The 18235-nt window shown below is 65.5% G+C and carries 15 protein-coding genes; 10 read left to right on the forward strand and 5 right to left on the reverse strand.

Annotation, left to right across the window (positions count from 1 at the left end; all coding sequences use genetic code 11):
* Positions 1–5 precede the first annotated feature (5 nt).
* A complete protein-coding gene (locus tag HX881_RS13340) occupies positions 6–986 on the reverse strand; it encodes a TauD/TfdA family dioxygenase (RefSeq protein ID WP_177084924.1) in 981 nt (326 codons plus the stop codon).
* Between the two features lie 435 nt (positions 987–1421).
* Here HX881_RS13340 and HX881_RS13345 point away from each other — a divergent pair, with 435 nt between their 5' ends.
* The 10 genes from HX881_RS13345 (at position 1422) to HX881_RS13390 (ending at position 14128) form a co-directional block, all read left to right on the forward strand.
* Positions 1422–2630, forward strand: a complete 1209-nt coding sequence (locus tag HX881_RS13345; protein WP_017125742.1) for a PepSY-associated TM helix domain-containing protein — start codon at positions 1422–1424, stop codon at positions 2628–2630.
* On the forward strand, positions 2627–3166 hold the full coding sequence (locus HX881_RS13350; RefSeq protein ID WP_017125741.1) for a hypothetical protein: 540 nt from the start codon (positions 2627–2629) through the stop codon (positions 3164–3166). Before HX881_RS13345 ends, HX881_RS13350 begins: the two co-directional genes overlap by 4 nt.
* A complete protein-coding gene (locus tag HX881_RS13355; RefSeq protein WP_177084927.1) occupies positions 3163–3519 on the forward strand; it encodes a hypothetical protein in 357 nt (118 codons plus the stop codon). Before HX881_RS13350 ends, HX881_RS13355 begins: the two co-directional genes overlap by 4 nt.
* Positions 3516–4055, forward strand: coding sequence for a DUF6162 family protein (locus tag HX881_RS13360; RefSeq protein ID WP_177084929.1), 540 nt, complete (start codon positions 3516–3518; stop codon positions 4053–4055). The genes HX881_RS13355 and HX881_RS13360 overlap by 4 nt, the downstream gene beginning before the upstream one ends.
* Before the next feature lie 71 nt (positions 4056–4126).
* Positions 4127–5056, forward strand: a complete 930-nt coding sequence (locus HX881_RS13365) for a metal ABC transporter substrate-binding protein (RefSeq protein ID WP_017125738.1) — start codon at positions 4127–4129, stop codon at positions 5054–5056.
* Positions 5053–5823 carry a metal ABC transporter ATP-binding protein gene (locus tag HX881_RS13370; protein ID WP_177084931.1) on the forward strand — a complete coding sequence of 257 codons (771 nt, stop codon included), beginning with the start codon at positions 5053–5055 and terminating at the stop codon, positions 5821–5823. The genes HX881_RS13365 and HX881_RS13370 overlap by 4 nt, the downstream gene beginning before the upstream one ends.
* Complete coding sequence (locus tag HX881_RS13375) at positions 5820–6719, forward strand: metal ABC transporter permease (RefSeq protein WP_017125736.1); 900 nt, start codon at positions 5820–5822, stop codon at positions 6717–6719. The genes HX881_RS13370 and HX881_RS13375 overlap by 4 nt, the downstream gene beginning before the upstream one ends.
* Positions 6720–7664 (forward strand): metal ABC transporter substrate-binding protein, encoded by a 945-nt coding sequence (locus HX881_RS13380; protein WP_017125735.1) that lies wholly within the window; start codon positions 6720–6722, stop codon positions 7662–7664.
* A gap of 134 nt (positions 7665–7798) precedes the next feature.
* On the forward strand, positions 7799–11275 hold the full coding sequence (locus tag HX881_RS13385; RefSeq protein ID WP_177084933.1) for a calcium-binding protein: 3477 nt from the start codon (positions 7799–7801) through the stop codon (positions 11273–11275).
* Between the two features lie 18 nt (positions 11276–11293).
* Positions 11294–14128 (forward strand): membrane-targeted effector domain-containing toxin, encoded by a 2835-nt coding sequence (locus tag HX881_RS13390; protein WP_246356504.1) that lies wholly within the window; start codon positions 11294–11296, stop codon positions 14126–14128.
* Between the two features lie 41 nt (positions 14129–14169).
* Here the strand turns inward: HX881_RS13390 and HX881_RS13395 are convergent, their stop codons facing one another.
* The 4 genes from HX881_RS13395 to HX881_RS13410 form a co-directional block, all read right to left on the reverse strand.
* The gene (locus HX881_RS13395; protein ID WP_017125732.1) at positions 14170–14394 is read right to left on the reverse strand and encodes an MbtH family protein; all 225 of its coding nucleotides are present in this window, start codon (positions 14392–14394) and stop codon (positions 14170–14172) included.
* Positions 14395–14478: 84 nt separating this feature from the next.
* Positions 14479–15891: an aspartate aminotransferase family protein gene (locus tag HX881_RS13400; RefSeq protein WP_177084935.1), complete on the reverse strand. Its 1413-nt coding sequence runs from the start codon at positions 15889–15891 to the stop codon at positions 14479–14481.
* Positions 15892–16081: 190 nt separating this feature from the next.
* On the reverse strand, positions 16082–17407 hold the full coding sequence (locus HX881_RS13405; RefSeq protein WP_177084937.1) for an ATP-binding protein: 1326 nt from the start codon (positions 17405–17407) through the stop codon (positions 16082–16084).
* A 2-nt stretch (positions 17408–17409) separates the two neighbouring features.
* A complete protein-coding gene (locus tag HX881_RS13410) occupies positions 17410–18084 on the reverse strand; it encodes a response regulator (RefSeq protein WP_017125730.1) in 675 nt (224 codons plus the stop codon).
* Between the last annotated feature and the right edge of the window lie 151 nt (positions 18085–18235).

Below are 18235 nucleotides of genomic sequence, written 5' to 3' on the forward strand. Positions count from 1 at the left end.
GGGATTTAGCGTGGAAGCGAGTAACCTTCGGCCATCGCCACCACGACCTTGCGCTTGCCGGTGAATGGCGAGCGGGAATGGGCCGCCAGCATGTTGTCGAGCATCAGCACGTCGTTTTCCTGCCAGGGAAAGCTGATGGTGCAGCCATCGAGCACACCCCGGACCTCGTCGAGCAGATCGACCTCGATGGCCGAGCCGTCGCCGTAGTAGACATTGCGCGGCAGGTCTTCCTCATCCACCACATCGAGCAGGGTCTCGCGCACTTCCGGCTGCAGGTTGGACACATGGAACAGGTGCGCCTGGTTGAACCAGACCATCTCCTGGGTCACCGGGTGGCGGGCCACCGTCTGGCAGCGCTGGCGGGTGCGCAATTCGCCGTCGTCCTTCCATTCGCACTCGATGGCGTGGGCCCGGCAGTAGGCTTCGACCACCGCCTCGTCATCGGTGTTGAACACCTGGCTCCAGTCCACGTCCAGGCCGTTGCCGTAGTTGCGCACGTACATCAGGCCCTTGCTGATGAACCGCTCGCGGATAGATGCCGGCACCCGGCGATAGACTTCCCGACTGTCGCAGATCGGCGTTTCGCCGCCGGTCTGTGCCGCGATCATGCTGTAGAACCAGATCTTCATCGGCCATTCGAGGGTATAGGCCTGCTCGTTGTGCAACGGAATGCTCTGGTGCGCCGGGTATTCGGTCGAGGTGTACACCCCCTTGGTCACGTTGCTGCGCGGCGTCGAGCCGAACTCGTAATTGAGCAACGGATGGCCGAAGCCCGCCGCGAACTCACGGAAGGCTTCGGCGCCACCCACGTCGAAACCGCGCAGCAGAACGCCGCCGGCACGGTACAGGTGCGCGTCGATCAGCGGCTTGCATTCGCCGAACGCCTCCCTCAGGTCGAGCCCCGGCTCAGGCGCCTGGATCAGCATGGGCAAGGTGCCCGAACCGGTCAGCAGCGGCCGGATAGCCAAACTCAATGCGTTGTTCATGACGACTCTTCTCCCTTGATCTCGGATCGCAAGGGCTGGGCGCGCGAATGCGCCGTGCACCTGGCTGTGCTTCGGTTAACGGATGGCCGGACGGGGAAATTAGGCAGAGCGGGCAACGCCGGTCGGATGCCCGAACGATTTCGAAAACAGCACACACCTTGTGGGAGCCCGGCTTGCCGGCGATGGCGTCCGATCAGCCTATGCAAGGCTTGAGGGCCTCATCGCCGGCAAGCCGGCTCCTACCGGGACCGAGCAAGACCGGGACTTGCGGGCGCAGAAATATTTACTTTCATTTCCCTATACGTTTTTCCCCTGCTCATTCGTCTCATCTAGATGCAGTCGTCCGCGTAGGCAAAAGCCACGGCCGGCTTTTTCCGGGAGCGAGGCTCTTTCTCAAGCCTCGCTCCGTCCCCCGAAATCGAGAACCCGCTTTCCATGTCCAAGAAGTCCCGCTCGAAACTCTGGTTCCTGGTCCATAGCTGGCTGGCCCTGCCCATCTGGTTTTTTGTCCTGATCGTCTGTGTCACCGGCACGCTGGCGGTGGTCAGCCAGGAAATCGTCTGGCTGGCCAATCCGGAAATCCGCGCCAGCAAACCTTCGGATGACGCCCCGCTGCTGAGCTATGACCAGGTGCTGGCCGCCATCAAGAAAAACGAGCCCGATCTGATCGTGCAATTGATCCAGCGCCCGGACGAAAGCCATTTCGCCCTGCTGGCCGATATCAGCTATCCGGACGGGCGCTCGGTGACGGTCTACGTCAACCCGTACACCGGCGTCATCCAGGGCATCAGCCCGCAATTCAACTTCAAGAACTTCACCCGCGCCCTGCACGGCTGGTGGCTGGTGCCGTTCACCGACGGCTATAGCTGGGGCTGGTACCTGGTGTCGCTGCTGGGCATACCGATGCTCGCCTCGCTGGTGACCGGCCTGGTGGTGTACAAGCGCTTCTGGAAAGGTTTTTTCAAGCCGACCCTGCGTTTTCGCCATGGTGCACGGATCTTCTGGGGCGATTTCCACCGCTTGAGCGGCATCTGGTCGATCTGGTTCATCGCGGTGATTTCCATCACCGGCACCTGGTTCCTGATCCAGGCCATCCTCGCCGACAACCAGATCAGCATCGCCACCCGACCGATCCCGGCCATCATCTCCCACGACAGTGCGCCGCTGATGCCTGACGGCCGGCCGGCGCCGATGCTGGCCGCCGACGAGGCCCTGCGCATTGCCAGGGAACAGGTACCCGGACTCGACGCCAGCTTCATCAGCCTGCCGAGCAACGCCTACAGCCCGTTCGAAGTCGGCGGCCGCAGCTGGTACCCGTTGATGTACCAGACCCTGGAACTCAACCCCTACACCGGCAAGATCGAGCAGTCGCGCCTGCTTTCCGACCGCACGGGCCTGGAGTTCGTCACCGAGTCGATGCGACCGCTGCATACCGGCGACTTCGGTGGCCTGTGGATCAAGCTGATCTGGTTCTTCTTCGGCCTGCTGCTGAGCATGATGGTCCTCAGCGGCCTGTTGATCTGGAGCAAGCGCACCGCCCTGGCCACGGTCAACGCCCTCAAGCGCAGTGCCAAGGCCGAACGCCCCGGTACTGCCAGGCCCCGCGCCGTCCTGGGCGCCGAGACTTCGGAGGTCAACCCGTGAGCAAGACTGCCGTGGCACCCGCCACCTCGACCCTGGGCCGCCTCTGGCACAAGTGGCGCTTTCACCTGAACATCCTGCTGGTACTGATCCCGCTGGGCTTCATGCCCCGGTATTTTTCCGATGCGGCGCTGTTCCGTGGCGACACCGGCCTGGGCCAGCATGTGAACGAACTGCAGGTCGGTCCCTGGAGCCTGCAACTGGCCGAACTGTGGGACGAAGCACCGCGTCGTGACGGTCCCGCCGGCTACTTCAAAAGCTTCAACGCCAGTCTCTGCGCCGACTGTATCGACCAGGTCAAGGCCACTTACCTGCGCGTCGGCAAACCGCGCAGCCTGCGCGCCGCCGGCGTGATCTTCTTCGGCACGCCCTATCGCATGGGCGCCGTGGTGCCGATCCCGGACAACACCAGGGACGATGCCGAGCTCTGGGTCACCCTGGAAGGCTGGGATGGCTCGGTGCACCAGGCCTCCATTCCCCTGATCCAGGCCTCGCCGCTGACGATCGCCTGGCTGAAAAAACAAGGTAACCGCCCATGAGCCCATTGCATCGTCCCTTCCCTTCGCCAATCACCCGACGCCTGCTGGCCGGCGCCGCGCTGCTGGCGGCCAGCGGCCTGAGCCTGACCGCCCAGGCCCATAACCCGATGTGCGAATGCAAACAGATCGACGCCGAGCAGATCCAGTGCAAAGGGGGCTTTTCCGACGGCAGCGGCGCGCCGGGAGTGACCCTGGACGTGATCGGCTACGACGAGACCGTCCTGCTGCCCGGCAAGCTGGGGGCGGACTCGACGCTCACCTTCAAGAAACCGGGCAGCGATTTCTATGTCCTGTTCGACGCCGGTCCCGGTCACGTCGTGGAAGTCGACAAAGCGGATATCGAGGCACCATGAGCAACTTATCGACCACCCAGGTCGTGCGCCCCGCCGGCGCCGGCCACGAAACCCTCTATGTCCTGCTGTTCTGCCTGGTCGTGCTGCTGGTCGCCGGTTCCGTGGTGGCGTTGCATGGCGAGAAACAGCAGGCCAGCCAGGTCGATGCCCATCAACTGGATGCGCGCAGGGACCTCAGTCCCGGCGAACAGGGGATCTACGCCGACCTGCGGGTCACCCTCGATGAAATCCACCTGCTGCAGCAGGACCAGCAGGGCCTGCCCTCCCCCGGACAGCTCGGCGAGGAAGGCTTCGCCCCCTTCGCCCAGGACGCCAGTTCGGTCAGTCGTGGCGATCACGCCTGGCAGTTGCTGGGCCAGGCCTACTTCGGCCTGAGCCGGGCCACGGCCACCGCCGGTTCGTTCCTGATGCGGGTCGGCGGCGACAGCCATGCCGCGCCGGACATCTGGCTGAATCGCGGCAGCGCCCTGGCGGCCCCGACCGACCTGAGCGACAACGCCCTGATCGCCGGCGGCTGGCAGCAGGTGGTCGCGTAATTCGACGCCGGCGTGACCCGCCAGCATCGGCACTGAACCTTTCGACTCACACCAGGGAAACGTGTCCCCTCATGTCCATTTCAGCTCTGTTCGGCCGCCGTCGCCTGCTCCTGGCGCTGCTGCTTTCGCCCCTGCTGCTGACCTTCCAGGTCCAGGCCGATCCGGCCAAGCGCCTGCGCATCGGCATCACCCTGCACCCTTACTACAGCTACGTCGCCAATATCGTCGGCGACAAGGCCGATGTCGTGCCGCTGATCCCGGCCGGCTTCAACCCCCATGCCTACGAACCCCGGGCCGAGGACATCAAGCGCATCGGCACCCTGGACGTGATCGTGCTCAACGGCATCGGCCACGATGACTTCGCCGACCGCATGATCGAGGCCAGCGAAAAGCCGCGGATCGCGGTGATCGAGGCCAACGAAAACGTGCCGCTGCTGGCCGCCACCGGCACCGCCGCCCGGGGTGCCGGCAAAGTGGTCAACCCGCACACCTTCCTGTCCATCAGCGCCTCCATCGCCCAGGTCAACAATATCGCCCGGGAGCTGGGCAAGCTCGACCCGGACAACGCCAAGACCTACACCGCCAACGCGCGGGCCTACGGCAAGCGCCTGCGGCAACTGCGCGCCGACGCCCTGGCCAAGCTGACCCAGGCCCCCAACGCCGACCTGCGGGTCGCCACGGTGCATGCCGCCTATGACTACCTGCTGCGCGAGTTCGGCCTGGAAGTCACCGCCGTGGTCGAGCCGGCCCATGGCATCGAGCCGAGCCCGAGCCAACTGAAGAAGACCATCGACCAACTGCGCGAGCTGGACGTGAAGGTGATCTTCTCCGAGCTGGATTTCCCGTCCACCTATGTCGAGACCATCCAGCGTGAATCCGGGGTCAAGCTCTACCCGCTGTCGCATATTTCCTATGGCGACTACACCGCCGACAAGTACGAGAAGGAAATGACCAGCAACCTCGATACCGTGGTCCGGGCGATCCAGGAGGCCGGTGCATGACGGCCGCCGAAAGCATCGCCCGCGAGGCCATCGGACCTACCCTCGATTTCAGCGCGGTCAACCTGACCCTGGGTCGCACCACCATTCTCGACAACGTCACCTTCCAGGTCCGCCCCGGCCATGTGCATGCGCTGGTAGGGCCCAACGGCGGCGGCAAGAGTTCGCTGATCAAGACCCTGCTCGGGCAGATGCCGCATCAGGGCCGCCTGAGCCTGGAATGGCCGGGCACGCCCGGCACCATCGGCTACGTCCCGCAGGCCCTGGAGTTCGATCGCGGCCTGCCGATGACCGTCGACGACTTCATGGCCGCCATGTGCCAGCGGCGCCCGGCGTTTCTCGGCCTGTCGCGGCATTTCGCCGGGGCCATCGGCGCGGCGCTGGAGCGGGTCGGCATGCAGGACAAGCGCAAGCGCCGCATGGGCGCGCTGTCCGGCGGCGAACGGCAACGGGTGCTGCTGGCCCAGGGACTGATCCCGGCGCCACAGTTGCTGGTGCTCGACGAACCGATGTCGGCCCTGGACGAGGCCGGTATCCAGGTCTTCGAGCGTCTGCTCGGCGACTGGCGCCGCGCCGGCATCACCGTGTTGTGGATCGAGCACGACCTGGAAGCGGTCAAGCGCCTGGCCGATCGCGTCACCGGCCTCAATCGCCGGGTGCTGTTCGATGCCTCGCCGGCCGAGGCGCTGACGCCGGACCGCCTGCTGACGCTGTTCTCCACCCATCCGCGCAGTGTCGACACACCTACCCCGCGGAGCATCCAGCCATGACCTATGAAGCTTTTCGCCTGATGATCCAGGGCTGGGCCACGTCCGGTTTCCTGCCGGCGGCACTGGCCTACGGCTTCGTGGTCAACGCGCTGATTGCCGGCCTGCTGATCGGCCCGGTACTGGGCGGTCTCGGCACCCTGGTGGTGGTCAAGCGCTTCGCCTTCTTCTCCGAAGCGGTGGGCCACGCGGCCCTGACCGGCGTAGCCATCGGCATCCTGCTCGGCGAACCCTACACCGGCCCCTATGGCAGCCTGTTCGGCTACTGCCTGCTGTTCGGCGTGCTGCTCAACTACCTGCGCAACCGCACCGGACTGGCCCCCGACACGCTGATCGGGGTGTTCCTCTCGGTGTCCCTGGCCCTCGGCGCCAGCCTGCTGCTGGTGCTGGCCGGCAAGATCAACGTGCATATCCTCGAAAACGTACTGTTCGGCTCGGTACTGACGGTCAACGGCAACGACCTGCTGGTCCTGCTGATCGTCGGTTCGCTGGTGATGGGCCTGAGCCTGCCGCTGTACAACCGCATCATGCTCGCCAGCTTCAACCCGCAACTGGCGGCGGTGCGCGGGGTCGCGGTAAAGACCCTCGACTATCTGTTCGTGGTGCTGGTGACGCTGATCACCGTGGCCGCGGTCAAGGTCATCGGCGCGATCCTGGTGGGCGCCCTGCTGGTGATCCCGGCGGCGGCGGCGCGCCTGCTCAGCCAGTCGCTCAAGGGGTTCTTCTGGATCTCCGTGGCGATCGCCACCGTCAGCACCCTGTGCGGCATCCTCCTGCCGATCCTGTTCGACCTGCCCGTGCCGTCCGGCGCGGCGATCATCCTGGTGGCCGGTATCGCCTTCGCCCTGGCCGCGATCGCCCGTGGCACCGTGCCCAGCCTCAAAGGGAATATTGGATAAATGCCGAATCTACGCCCCCTGACACTCGCCCTCGTGCTGAGCGGCCTGTTCAGCAGCACGCTGTGTGCCAACCCGGCACCGCTGCCCGCCGCCCCCCAACAGGACCCGCAGGCCGGCACTTCCGCCCGGCCGGTGCGCATCCTCGCCAGCCTGCCGGTCACCCATGGCCTGGGCGAGATCCTGCTCAAGGACACTGGCGTGGTGCTGCAACGCGCCGCCGACGCCAATCTGCCGGGCAGCCGCCAGAGCGCCTACTTCAGCGGACGTGGCGCCGCGGCCCTGCAAAAGCTGGCGAGCAACGCCGATGCGGTGATCGGCCTGCGCTCGTTGTGGCCCGACGACCCGCTCTACCCCATGGCCCGTCGCAGCAATGTGCGCATCGTCGAAGTCGATGCCGCGCGCCCGGTGGACGGTAGCCTGCCAGGCATCGCGGTGCAGCCGGGCCAGGGCGTGGATGGCCTGAACAGCCAACCCTGGCTGTCGAGCAACAACCTGGGACGCATGGCCGACGTGATCGCCGCCGACCTGGTACGCCTGGCCCCCGAGGCCAAACCAAAGATCGAGAGCAACCTGGCGACACTCAAGCAGCGCCTGCTCAAGCTCAGCGCCGACAGCGAAACGCGGCTGGCGAAGGCCGACAACCTCAGTGTGGTCAGCCTCTCCGAACGCTTCAACTACCTGGTGGGCGGGCTCAACCTGGACCTGATCGAGGTCGATGCCCGCAGTGACGAGCAATGGACGCCCGAGGCCCTGGCCAAACTGGGTGAAACCCTCAAGGACGCCGAGGTGAAGGTGGTACTGGATCACCGCCAGCCGCCGGAGGCGGTGAAGTCGACAATCAGCCAGGCCGGCAGCACGCTGCTGGTGCTCGATACCGAGGGCAGCGACCCGCTGACCGGGCTGCAGGACTCGATCAACCAGGTGCTGGCGACACTGGCGCCATAACGGGGCGTGCATCGCCCGCCGAATGACACAAGCGTCGCCCCCTGCCGCGATAAACAAGTACCTCATCGACAAGGACACCGCCGGCGATACTCCTTCGTGCGTTTATTCAAAGCTCACGATAAAAGGACTTATCCATGGCAAACACACGCAGCCGGCATGAATGGGCCGCCGGGCCCATCGACGGCATTGTCATCTCGGACAGGCTTGCCGACCCTCTCATGCAGGGGATTCCCGCCAAGCCCGGCACCCTGCCGCCGACGATCGCCAGAGGAAGGGCCGGTCTCGCCGAACTGGACGCCCGCCTGGGACCGATCACCCTCGATACCTTCGTCATCAGTCGCGTGGAACTCTACGACATGGGCGCCAGACTGAGCGGGCGCCACCTCGACGGCAGCGACCGGCAACTCCAGGACAGTGGCCGGTCCCTGGTCGATGACGTGCAATTCGAACCGGCCGAATTGCAACGGCATCTGGAGACGGGAGACGCGGTCGACCAGCGCCCGGTCGACGTACTGTTTGAAATCGCCTCGCGACGCTCGTTGCAGGCCCCGCCCCTACTCGGGACAAACACCCCACCGCTGGCCGACAACCTGATGAAGCACCTCAACCAGTTGCTGGTGCGCCTGCAGAACATGCAAATCCTCGCGCACAAATATGTCACCTTCAGCCTGCCGGGCTGGATCGACGCCGCCAAGAGCCGCAGCATGCTCACCTCGGGGGCGGGCATGCAGGCCTACGGGATCTACAGCGGCCTGGTGGGCATCCGCGAAGCGCTGAAAAGCGGCGACGTCACGGAGGCCGCGGTGAACGGCGGCAGCATTGCCACCGAATTGACCTCCGTGCTGCTCGAACGCGGCTTGAGGAAAACCGGTGAGGCCCTGCTCGGCCAGGGCGGCCGGATCTTCCAGGGCTTTCGCGCCACCTCCGCCGGCCTGATGATCAGCCGCAGTGCCGGCCTGCTGGGCAATGTGCTGACCCTGCCGTTCGATATCCACAGTGCGGTCACCGCGTTCAAGAATGCCGCCCGGACCAGCGGCAAGGAGGCCATGGACCATTACGTCACGGCCGGGTTCAGCATTGCCAGCGCCACCTTGTCCCTGGCACTCGGCGCGGCCGCCGCGGCGGGTTTCAGCGCCGCCGGCCCGATCGGCCTGGTGGCCTGCGCGGTGCTGATCGTCGGCGCGAAGATCTATGGCGCCGTGCGCCAGGTCGACGATATCGACGACTACATCGAACTGACCGTCGCAGAGCGTTGGCGCTCGGGCTGGTTCGCCTTTACCGGCCAGGAACTGGACCGCTCGGTGATGGATCGCTATCTGGTCGAGCGCACCCGGGTCGAGCATGGCAAAGTCCTGGAAACCCGCGCCCGGGCGTTGCTCGATGTGGAAATGAAGGAAACCCTCGCGGGGGTGGTCAACGGCAGCTTTCAGGTCGAGCTGGAACCCGTCAGGCACTGGGCACACCGCTGGGAGGGCGAGGAACAACCCCATGCCACCGTCAACACACCGGTGGTCCGCGAGGGCGACGATAACATCGATGCCACCTCGGGCCTGGAGCAGGTGCCGGGCGCGTTCAGCGGCACGCCCGGGGAAAAGAAAGCCGTGCTCTGGCAGTTGGGCGGCGGCAACGACCGGGTCACCGGTGTGCGCGACCAACCCAACTATTTCGCCTTTTCCACCGGCCAGAAGACCCTGACCGGCGGCGACCACGATGACGCCTTCCTGTTCCAGGCCCAGGAGACCCTCGGCTCCACCAGCGTACCCGCCCTCGGTGCGCTGCACGGTGGCGACGGCCAGGATACGCTGTCGCTGCAAGGGCAGGTGCCACCCCGCCATCACCTCGCCTTCGTCGGCCACGAGGTCGACCTGGACAACGGCAAGCTGGGTTTGCGGCGCCATTCCACGGATGCCGCCCCCCTCGCCTACGCCTCGCTGGCCGCCATCGAACATGTCGAGACCCTGGCCGGCGGCAGCAGTCGCGTGACCGGCAACGCCCAGGCCAATCACGTGACCCTGCTGGGCCTGGATGACCAGGCGAGCGGTGGCGACGGCGACGACCGCTTCACCCTCAAGGGCACTACCAGCAGGGTCGCCGGAGGCGCCGGCAACGACCACTACCGGATCGCCGCGACAACCCGGACCGTGACGCTCGACGAGGACGGGCGCGAGCCCAGCACCGTCGTCCTGGACTGGCCCATGGAGCGGATCCAGAACTGGCGCATCGTCGGTACCGCGCTGGTCGTCACTTCGTTGCCCGACGACAATGGCCAACCGCCCGACCAGCAATTGACGATCAGGGGGGTCTACCGCGACGACGACGAACGACAACTGCAAAACCACCTGCTGCTGTTTGTCACCCGCGAAGGCTTCACGCTCAAACCCGATCTGCCAGCGACGCTGCCGGGCACCGCCGACCACGATGTGCGGATCACCGTGCTGAGCCTCGGCCAACTGCCGCCGGCGCCCCAGCCCGTCAATGGCGGCGACTACCCGCTGCCGGGGACATCGACGAGCGGCTACTTCCTCGCCAGGCAGACGCTCGACACCACTTTCCAGGTCGGCGCGGACGCCACGCGGCCGTCCACCACGCTGTACCTGGACTACGCCAGCGAGGAGATCGAGCAGGTCAGCGCGGTCTACCGGGTGGCGGCCAGGCGCATCGGCGCCTTCAACTACCTGGACTACAGCGATGCCCGCCTGATCCTGCGCTTCCATGACCAGACGCAACTGACGCTCAAGGACTGGCTGGTCCCGGGCGCGAGCAAACCGACGGATGTCGGCGCCTCCCTGCACAGCGCGGGGTTCGAACAGCAGCACGGGATTGTCCTGGTACTGCGCGACGGCAGTTCGTACCAGGTCGGCGCGCCGACCGCCAGCTACAGCGACGACTATCGCCACCCGGGCCTCAGGACCCTCGATGGCCGCGGGTCATTGCAGCGGCGTGCCGGCAACTACCTGTTCCGCTCGCCGGAAAACTGCAGCGCGCAGCTGAAAGACCACGCCCAGCGCGTCGACTTCAAAGCCGGCAGCGACTCGACGATCTATCACCTGGAGGGCATGAGTTCAACCTATGAACTCTACCCGTGCGCCGCCGCGACCATCCGCCTGTCGACGCCGGCCGCCCTGGCGAAAACCGCCAATGCCTCGACCTGGTACATCCATACCCGGGCCAGCACGCAGATCGTGACCCGCGGCGATATCAAGATCGCCCCCCAGCAGCTGTGGATCGGCAATATCCGTCTGCTGCTGCCGGCCGACGACGATCCCACGCAACCCCTGGACCTGATCTACATCGTCCTGAAGTCCGGCGAGCGCTATGAGGTCGACCGGATTTTCGATCAGCTCCTGTTGCATGAGCTGGATGCCCGCGCCCATGCCGATATCGACGCCATCAAACGCTGCATCGAACAGCATCAGGCGGACAACGAACTGGCCAGTCACCGCGTCAGGGTCAGGGGGCTGAGGGTGGTCACCCCGTCGGCTTCCAGTGCCCGGCTCCAGGCGGCCTTCGGCGCGCTGGTCTACGACACCCTGACGCAGCAGTGGCGCACGGACAACGACGAGTCGACCCTCGTCGACCCCGCCGACCTGTTTATCCATACCCCCCGCTGACCACGAAAGGATTCCAGCATGTCTCCCAAAACACCGATTCGTCCTGGCGTACCCGTTACCGGCCAGGTCGATACGCCAGCAATCAGGCATCCCGAGATCAGTCCCGCGACACGCCCGCGCCTCCCCGGCAGCGGCAGCCCGGTGCTGCCCGGCCCCCCCGGCCAGTTGCCCGCCGCCACACCGGCGGCGACTGCCGCCGCGCAGTTGCCCGGCGCGGCCCCGGTGGTCATCAGCAGCATCAGCGCTGCCGTTGCCAGTCTTCCCGCGCGGGGGCGCCCCTTGAGTGCTTACTCGAGGCCCGCGCCCAGGGGCCTGCCGGCCCCCGACAGCGATGGCTTTCGCGTGGTCCAGCAGCGCCAGTTCGTCAATCTCGAAGATGGCCGGGTCGTCATGGTCCGCTACGATGACAACGTCCGCTCCTACTGCGCCCAGACCCGGGAAGAACACCGGCCCTCGGGCCCGGCCCTGTACCGGGTCGAGGGCAGCGATATCTGGAAAGAAAACAGCGCGGCCAGCCTGTTGCGCCAGTATCAGTTGTCCGTGAGACACCTGGCAGCGACGCTGCCCGGCACAAGCCCCGCGACGGCGGGCGGACGTCCCGAGGCCGGCGCCAACGACCAGGCGCTGCGACATTGCCGGGCACTGCTGCTGGCCGATGCCGGACGTTTCTTCAGGAGTCACCCGGTGCCCGAGCGCCCGCCGTTGTCCGCACCGGGCGCCGCTGCGGGCCCGCGAGCGCTGATCGAGGCACTCTACCGAAACAGCGAAGGGGTGGTCCTCGGCGAAAACCTTACCGATGCGGGCAGCAAGCTGTTCCTGGTCACCCACATGGCGACGTTGGCTGAACAGGGCGTGCGTACGCTCTACCTGGAACGCCTGCGAACCGATGTCGAGCAGGTGCACCTGGATACCTTCCACAAATCCGGCACCCTGAGCAATGCCCTGGACGATCATCTGCGAACACTCGATGGCGACTACGGCAATGCGCCCTCGGGCACCTGCAGCTACCACAACCTGATCAGCACCGCACGCGTCCACGGTATCCGGGTCCAGGCACTGGATTGTGCCGCGAGCGACTCCCTGCGTGTACTCGAGCCTGAAATGCTCAACCGGGCCACCGCCCTGAACTACCATGCCTGCCAGGTCATCCTGGCGGATCAGGTCGGTGGCCGCCAGGGCAAATGGCTGGCCCTGGTGGACATTCATCACGCCAAGGGTTATTCCCCTCAAGGCACTCCGGGACTGGCCCGCCTGCAAGGGGTGACGGCAGTGGAGGTCAACGACACCGTGAAAGGCCCCGCGATAGAGGCGGTCCCTGTTCCGCGGCTCAAGGCGGACGATCCGATGCGCCTCGTCATGCCTGACCTGAGGCTGTCCGTGAAACTGCCCTGGCGAGAGGCGCTTGAAATACCCCCGGCCTACCGCAAAGCACTGCGGGAGCGGATTCGCAACCCGGAAGAAATCGTGCGCAGAACCCACGTCCGGATCGGCGAACGGGCTGGAAACGAGGAAGGTATCAGTGACTTTCTGCGCCGCGCGCAACACCTGGAAGAGGCCAGCGCCGATTTTTTCCAGTGGTACAGCGGCAATCGCCGCGGCCGACCGGAGATTCCCCAGCTACCGGCTGACAGCCCGTCGTCGCGGATCCTGGAAAGGCTCTATGAAAACAACACCGGGCTGGTACTGGGCGCTGAACGGGGGGCGACCACCGCGAGGAAGTTCCTGATCGACAACATGCAAACCCTGGCGGCACTGCAGGTGGAAAAACTCTACGTGCAGAGTCTGCTGACGGACCTCGATCAGCCTTTTATCGACAGCTTTCATACAACGGGCACCCTGCCCCGGGAGCTGGAAAATGCCCTTTTGTCCGAGGACCCGCTCTGGGCGCCTGGCGACAACGGCTACACACTGCGGCGCCTGCTGATCAGTGCCCGTGAGCACGGTATCAAGGTCCAGGCGCTCGACACGGCGACCAGCTACAGGAAAAGACTGGCGCCATACGACGCGCCCAGCTTCAACTACATTGCCCACAAGATTATCGACGACGATCAACAGCAGCAGGGTGATCACAAATGGCTGGCCCTGGTGCTGAATCTCTATGCCAGCAACGTCAGGGGAGTACCGGGCCTGGCGCAACTGCAAGGCGCACCGGGCCTGCGGATTGTCGCCATGGGACCAGGGGCCACCGCGCAGGTAAAAGCCGATCACGGCGAGATAGTGAGTGTGCATGATCGCCACGTCTACCTGCGTTCGGACCTGGTGCTGGAACTCGCCAGTGATGCCGCCCCCCCGGCACGGGCAGTGCAGAACCCCCGCAGTTGTCTGGGTTGGCGAGAAGGGAGTGGACGAGACTTCCTGATTGAAAAACAGGGCGCCAATTTCATCCTGGTGCAGAAAAGTTATCAGATCGGTGGGGATGCCTATTTCGAGAAGGTCATCGAAGTAAAGGATGGCAAATACCTGATGCCACCAGGCGCCATCCGGCTCCAGAGCCTGCCCTACGACAGCCTCGCGGATCTGGTCTGGGGGCTCAGGAGCGAGGGCTATGTCCAGGTCGCCGAAATCCCTGGCGTCATTCCCGCGGTGCCGAGGCTCGACACCCATCCGCAGCTCCATCGGCCAGGCATGTTCCTCTTCGACGAAACCGCGAACGGCACCGTGCTCGTCCATCGCTCAAGGAATCGTGCATTGAGCGTGACGCCCGTCAAACGCAACCCGGCCGGCAAGCTGTACATCAGCCACGCACGCTGGGGCTACGACGAAACCAACCTGTTTGACAGCCTGGACGAAATTGGCCGTCATTTGATCCGGGATAATGGCATGACGCGCTATATCGCCCCCGCCGAGCGTTGAGACCCGGCCCCCGTTCAGCCGTCTGCAACGGGGGCCATCGCTCAGCCAGCCAGGGCCTGGGCGTCCATCTTCTGGCGCAGGCTCAGTGGACGCATGTCGGTCCAGACCTCCTCGATGTATTCCAGGCACTCTTTCTTGAAGCCGCTCTTGCCCACGGTGCGCCAGCCGTTGGGGATGGCCTTGTAGTCCGGCCAGATGGAATATTGCTCCTCGTGGTTGACCACTACCTGAAAGAGGATGTCGTCGCGGTCAAATACTGAAGTCATTGCTGTTCTCCGTGAGAGTGGGGGTGAGGCTGCGCCCATCGCGCAGCCCCCGTGTAGATGAAAACGTGCGGAGCCGCCGGAAAATTAGACCGCGGCGACCGCCGCCGCCAGGGCGTTGCCAAAAATCCGCGCCACTTCGTCGACCTGGGCCGCGGTGATCACCAGCGGCGGCAGGAACCGCACCACGCCGCCGTGACGCCCGCCCAGTTCGAGGATCAGCCCGCGCTTGAGGCATTCGCGCTGGATCAGCGGAGCAAGACGTGGAAAGGCCGGCGGATGCCCCTGGGCATCCAGGGTGCCGCTCGGGTCGACCAGTTCGACGCCCATCATCAGGCCACGCCCGCGAATATCCCCCAGTTGCGGGAAGTCGCGCTGCAACAGGCGCAGGTGCTCGCCGAGGCGCTCGCCCATGGCCGCCGCGTGGGCCGGCAGATCGTGCTCCTTGAGATAACGCATCACCGCGGAACCGGCCGCCATGGCCATCTGATTGCCACGGAAGGTCCCGGCATGAGCGCCCGGGGCCCAGGTGTCGAGCCAGTCGCGATAGACCATGACCGCCAGCGGCAGGCTGCCACCAATGGCCTTGGACATCACCACCACGTCCGGGATGATGCCGGCGTGTTCAAAGGCGAACATCTTGCCGGTACGCCCGAAACCGCTCTGGATCTCGTCGACGATCAGCGCCACGCCGGCCTTTTCGGTGATCCGCCGCAGGCCGCGCAGCCAGTCCAGATCCGCCGGGATCATGCCGCCCTCGCCCTGCACCGCCTCGACGATGATCGCCGCCGGCAGTTGCACGCCGCCCTCGGGATCGTTCAGCAGGTTTTCCAGGTAGTGCAGGTTGACCTTCACCCCCTGCGCGCCGCCGAGACCGAACGGGCAGCGGTAATCGTAGGGATAAGGCAGGAACTGCACGCCATTGCCCAACAGGGCACCCAGCGGTTTTTTCGGCCCCAGGCTGCCCATCAGGCTCAACGCGCCCTGGCTCATGCCGTGATAGGCGCCCTGGAACGACAGGACGGTACTGCGGCCGGTGGCGGTACGCACCAGCTTGAGGGCCGCTTCCACCGCATCGGTGCCGGTCGGGCCGCAGAACTGGATCTTCGCTTCCTGGGCCAGGGCCTCGGGCAACAGGCCGAACAGGTCCTGGACGAACTGGTCCTTGACCGGCGTGGTCAGGTCGAGGGTGTGCAGAGGCAGCTCGTCGGCCAGCACCTGCTGGATCGCCTCGATCACCACCGGGTGGTTGTGCCCCAGCGCCAGGGTGCCGGCGCCGGCCAGGCAGTCGATGAACCGTCGTCCCTCGACGTCTTCGACATACAGCCCCTTGGCCCGCTTCAGTGCCAGCGGGATACGCCGGGGGTAGCTGCGAGCGTTGGACTCCTGGCGATTCTGCCGGGCCAGCAGCGGCGACTCCTCGAACTCATAGAGCGTTTCAACCGCTGACTGGCTGGGGCGGACCGGCGGCTTTTCGATAAGGCTGGTAGCGACTGACATCTCTCGATCCCTCAATACTCTGATGATATTGACCAAAACCCTGTTGCCGCACGCGCACGCGTGCAGACTTCGTGTTCAGGAAACGCACCAGCGTGTCGGGGATTTAGACCCGTCGGGCAGTTGGATGAGAAGTTTTTCCATCGGGTTCGCCAGCCTGGGCCGGCCGGCGGGATTTTTCGGGAGTTGCCCGTCACACCGCCTGCAAGGGCATGGTCAGCTCGACCCGCAGGCCATCCGGCCGGCTGTCGAAATGCAGGACGCAGCCGCAGCGCTGGACGATCGCCTGGACAATCGCCAGCCCCAGGCCACAGCCGGTACTCTTGCCGTTGCGCCAGAAGCGTTGCGTCAGGTGCTGCAGATCATCCTCGGCGATCCCCGGACCATGGTCGCGGACCTGGAAACGCACGCGGTTGCCGATGGTTTCCACGTTCAGCTCCACCGGTGCATCCCCCGGCGTATGGCGCAGGGCGTTGTCCAGCAGGTTGCGCAAGGCGGCGATGGACAGGGTCGAGGGCATTTCCAGCGGCGCGGCCGAGCAATGCTCCGGCAGATGCAGCTCGATCCGCCCGCGGTCGCCAGTGGCCGAATCCTGGATCGCCAGGCGCGCCACCTGTTCGGCAGTGCACTGCACGCCATCGTCGAACGACAGGCTGCCTTCGACCCGCGCCAGCAACAGCAACTGCTCCAGGGTCCGGTGCAGGCGGTCGGCGCCGGCCTCGGCATGGGCCAGGGATTGATCGCGGGCCGCGCCTTCGGTCATGCGCGCCACCTGCAGGTGGGTCTTGATCGCGGTCAGCGGGCTGCGCAACTCGTGGGCCGCGTCGCCGGTCAGCCGCCGCTCGCGCTCGATGGTCTTGCCGATGCGCTGGAGCAACTGGTTCTGGGTATCGAGCAACGGCTGCAACTCGCGGGGCAGCGGCTGCACCTGCAAGGGTTCGAGGGAATCCGGGCTGCGCCGCATCAGCGCGTCGCGCATCCGGTTGAGCGGTGTCAGGCCCTGGCCGAGTCCCAGCCAGAGCAGGCACAGGCAGCCGAGCAAGGCGACGCCGACCGGCACCGAGGCGGCTAGCAGGACCGACAGGTTCAAGGCCTCGCGCTCGACCTGGCGATCGGCGGTGGTGATATGGATATCGCCGCGGACCAGGGTGAAGGTGCGCCAGGGCGCGCCGTCGATCATCTGGTCATGGAAACCGACGTTCTGCGCTTCCAGGTCCTGTTCGGGGTTGTTGTGACTGCGCGCCAGCACTTCCCCGCGCAGGGAACTGACCTGGCAGGCCATGCCGCCGCTGATATTCAACTGTTCGGAGCTGAAATGCGTGCTCCCGTCCTGGCCCGACATCGGCGGCAACTGCTCCAGCAGCCCGGCCACCATGCGTGCCGACGCCACCAGGCGCTGGTCGAGGGAGAACATCATCTGATGGCGCAGGTCGCTGAGCATCCAGGTCGCGGCCAGGGCCCAGATCAGGATGAAGGCCGAGCCGATGGTCAGGCTCAGGCGCAGGCGCAGGCTCATCATGCTTACAGCTCTCCGTCACCCGCCGGGCCCAGGCGGTAACCCAGGCCGCGGACGGTCTCGACAATGCCGTTGCCCAGCTTGCGGCGCAAATGGTGGATATGCACGTTCAGGGCGTTGCTTTCCAGCTCGTCGCTGAAGCCATAGACGCTGTCTTTCAGCTGCTCGCTGGAAAGTACCCGGCCACGGTTGTGCAGCAGGGCCTGCAACAGCGCCTGCTCGCGCCGCGAGAGGTCCACCGACTGACCGTTGAGGGTGGTGACGCGGCTGCTCGGGTCGTAGCTCAACGGGCCGTGCTCGATCAGGTTGACACTGCGTCCGGCTACCCGGCGCAGCAGCGTCTGCAGGCGGGCGAAAAGTTCGCGCAGGTCGAACGGCTTGAGCAGGTAGTCGTCGGCACCGGCCTGCAGGCCGTCGACCCGGTCGGTCACCGAGTCGCGGGCGGTAAGGATCAGTACCGGCAGTTCCAGGCCCTTGCTGCGCAACTGGGTGAGTAGTTTCAGGCCGTCTTCGTCGGGCAGGCCGAGATCGAGGACCATCACGTCGAACTCCGCCGCGCGCAGCATGGCCCGCGCGGCGGATGCCGTGGCCACGTGCTCCACGGTCATGCCCTGGGCGGTCAGGCCGGCAACGATGCCGCTGGCAATCAACTCGTCGTCTTCGCAAACCAGTACGTGCATGGGAATACCTGTGCAAATGTGTCCATTGGGACACAGATGGATTAAGCCGCGATTATGCCGCCAACGGAACAAGGATAGGTAACCGCAGGTCCAGTGGTGAGCGGCGCGCCCCTACGTTGCCCAGGAAGCGCTTCAGCAGGCAGGCACTCGA

Origin of the sequence: Pseudomonas gingeri (genome assembly GCF_013386115.1) — a bacterium.
GTDB classification, from domain to species: domain Bacteria; phylum Pseudomonadota; class Gammaproteobacteria; order Pseudomonadales; family Pseudomonadaceae; genus Aquipseudomonas; species Aquipseudomonas gingeri.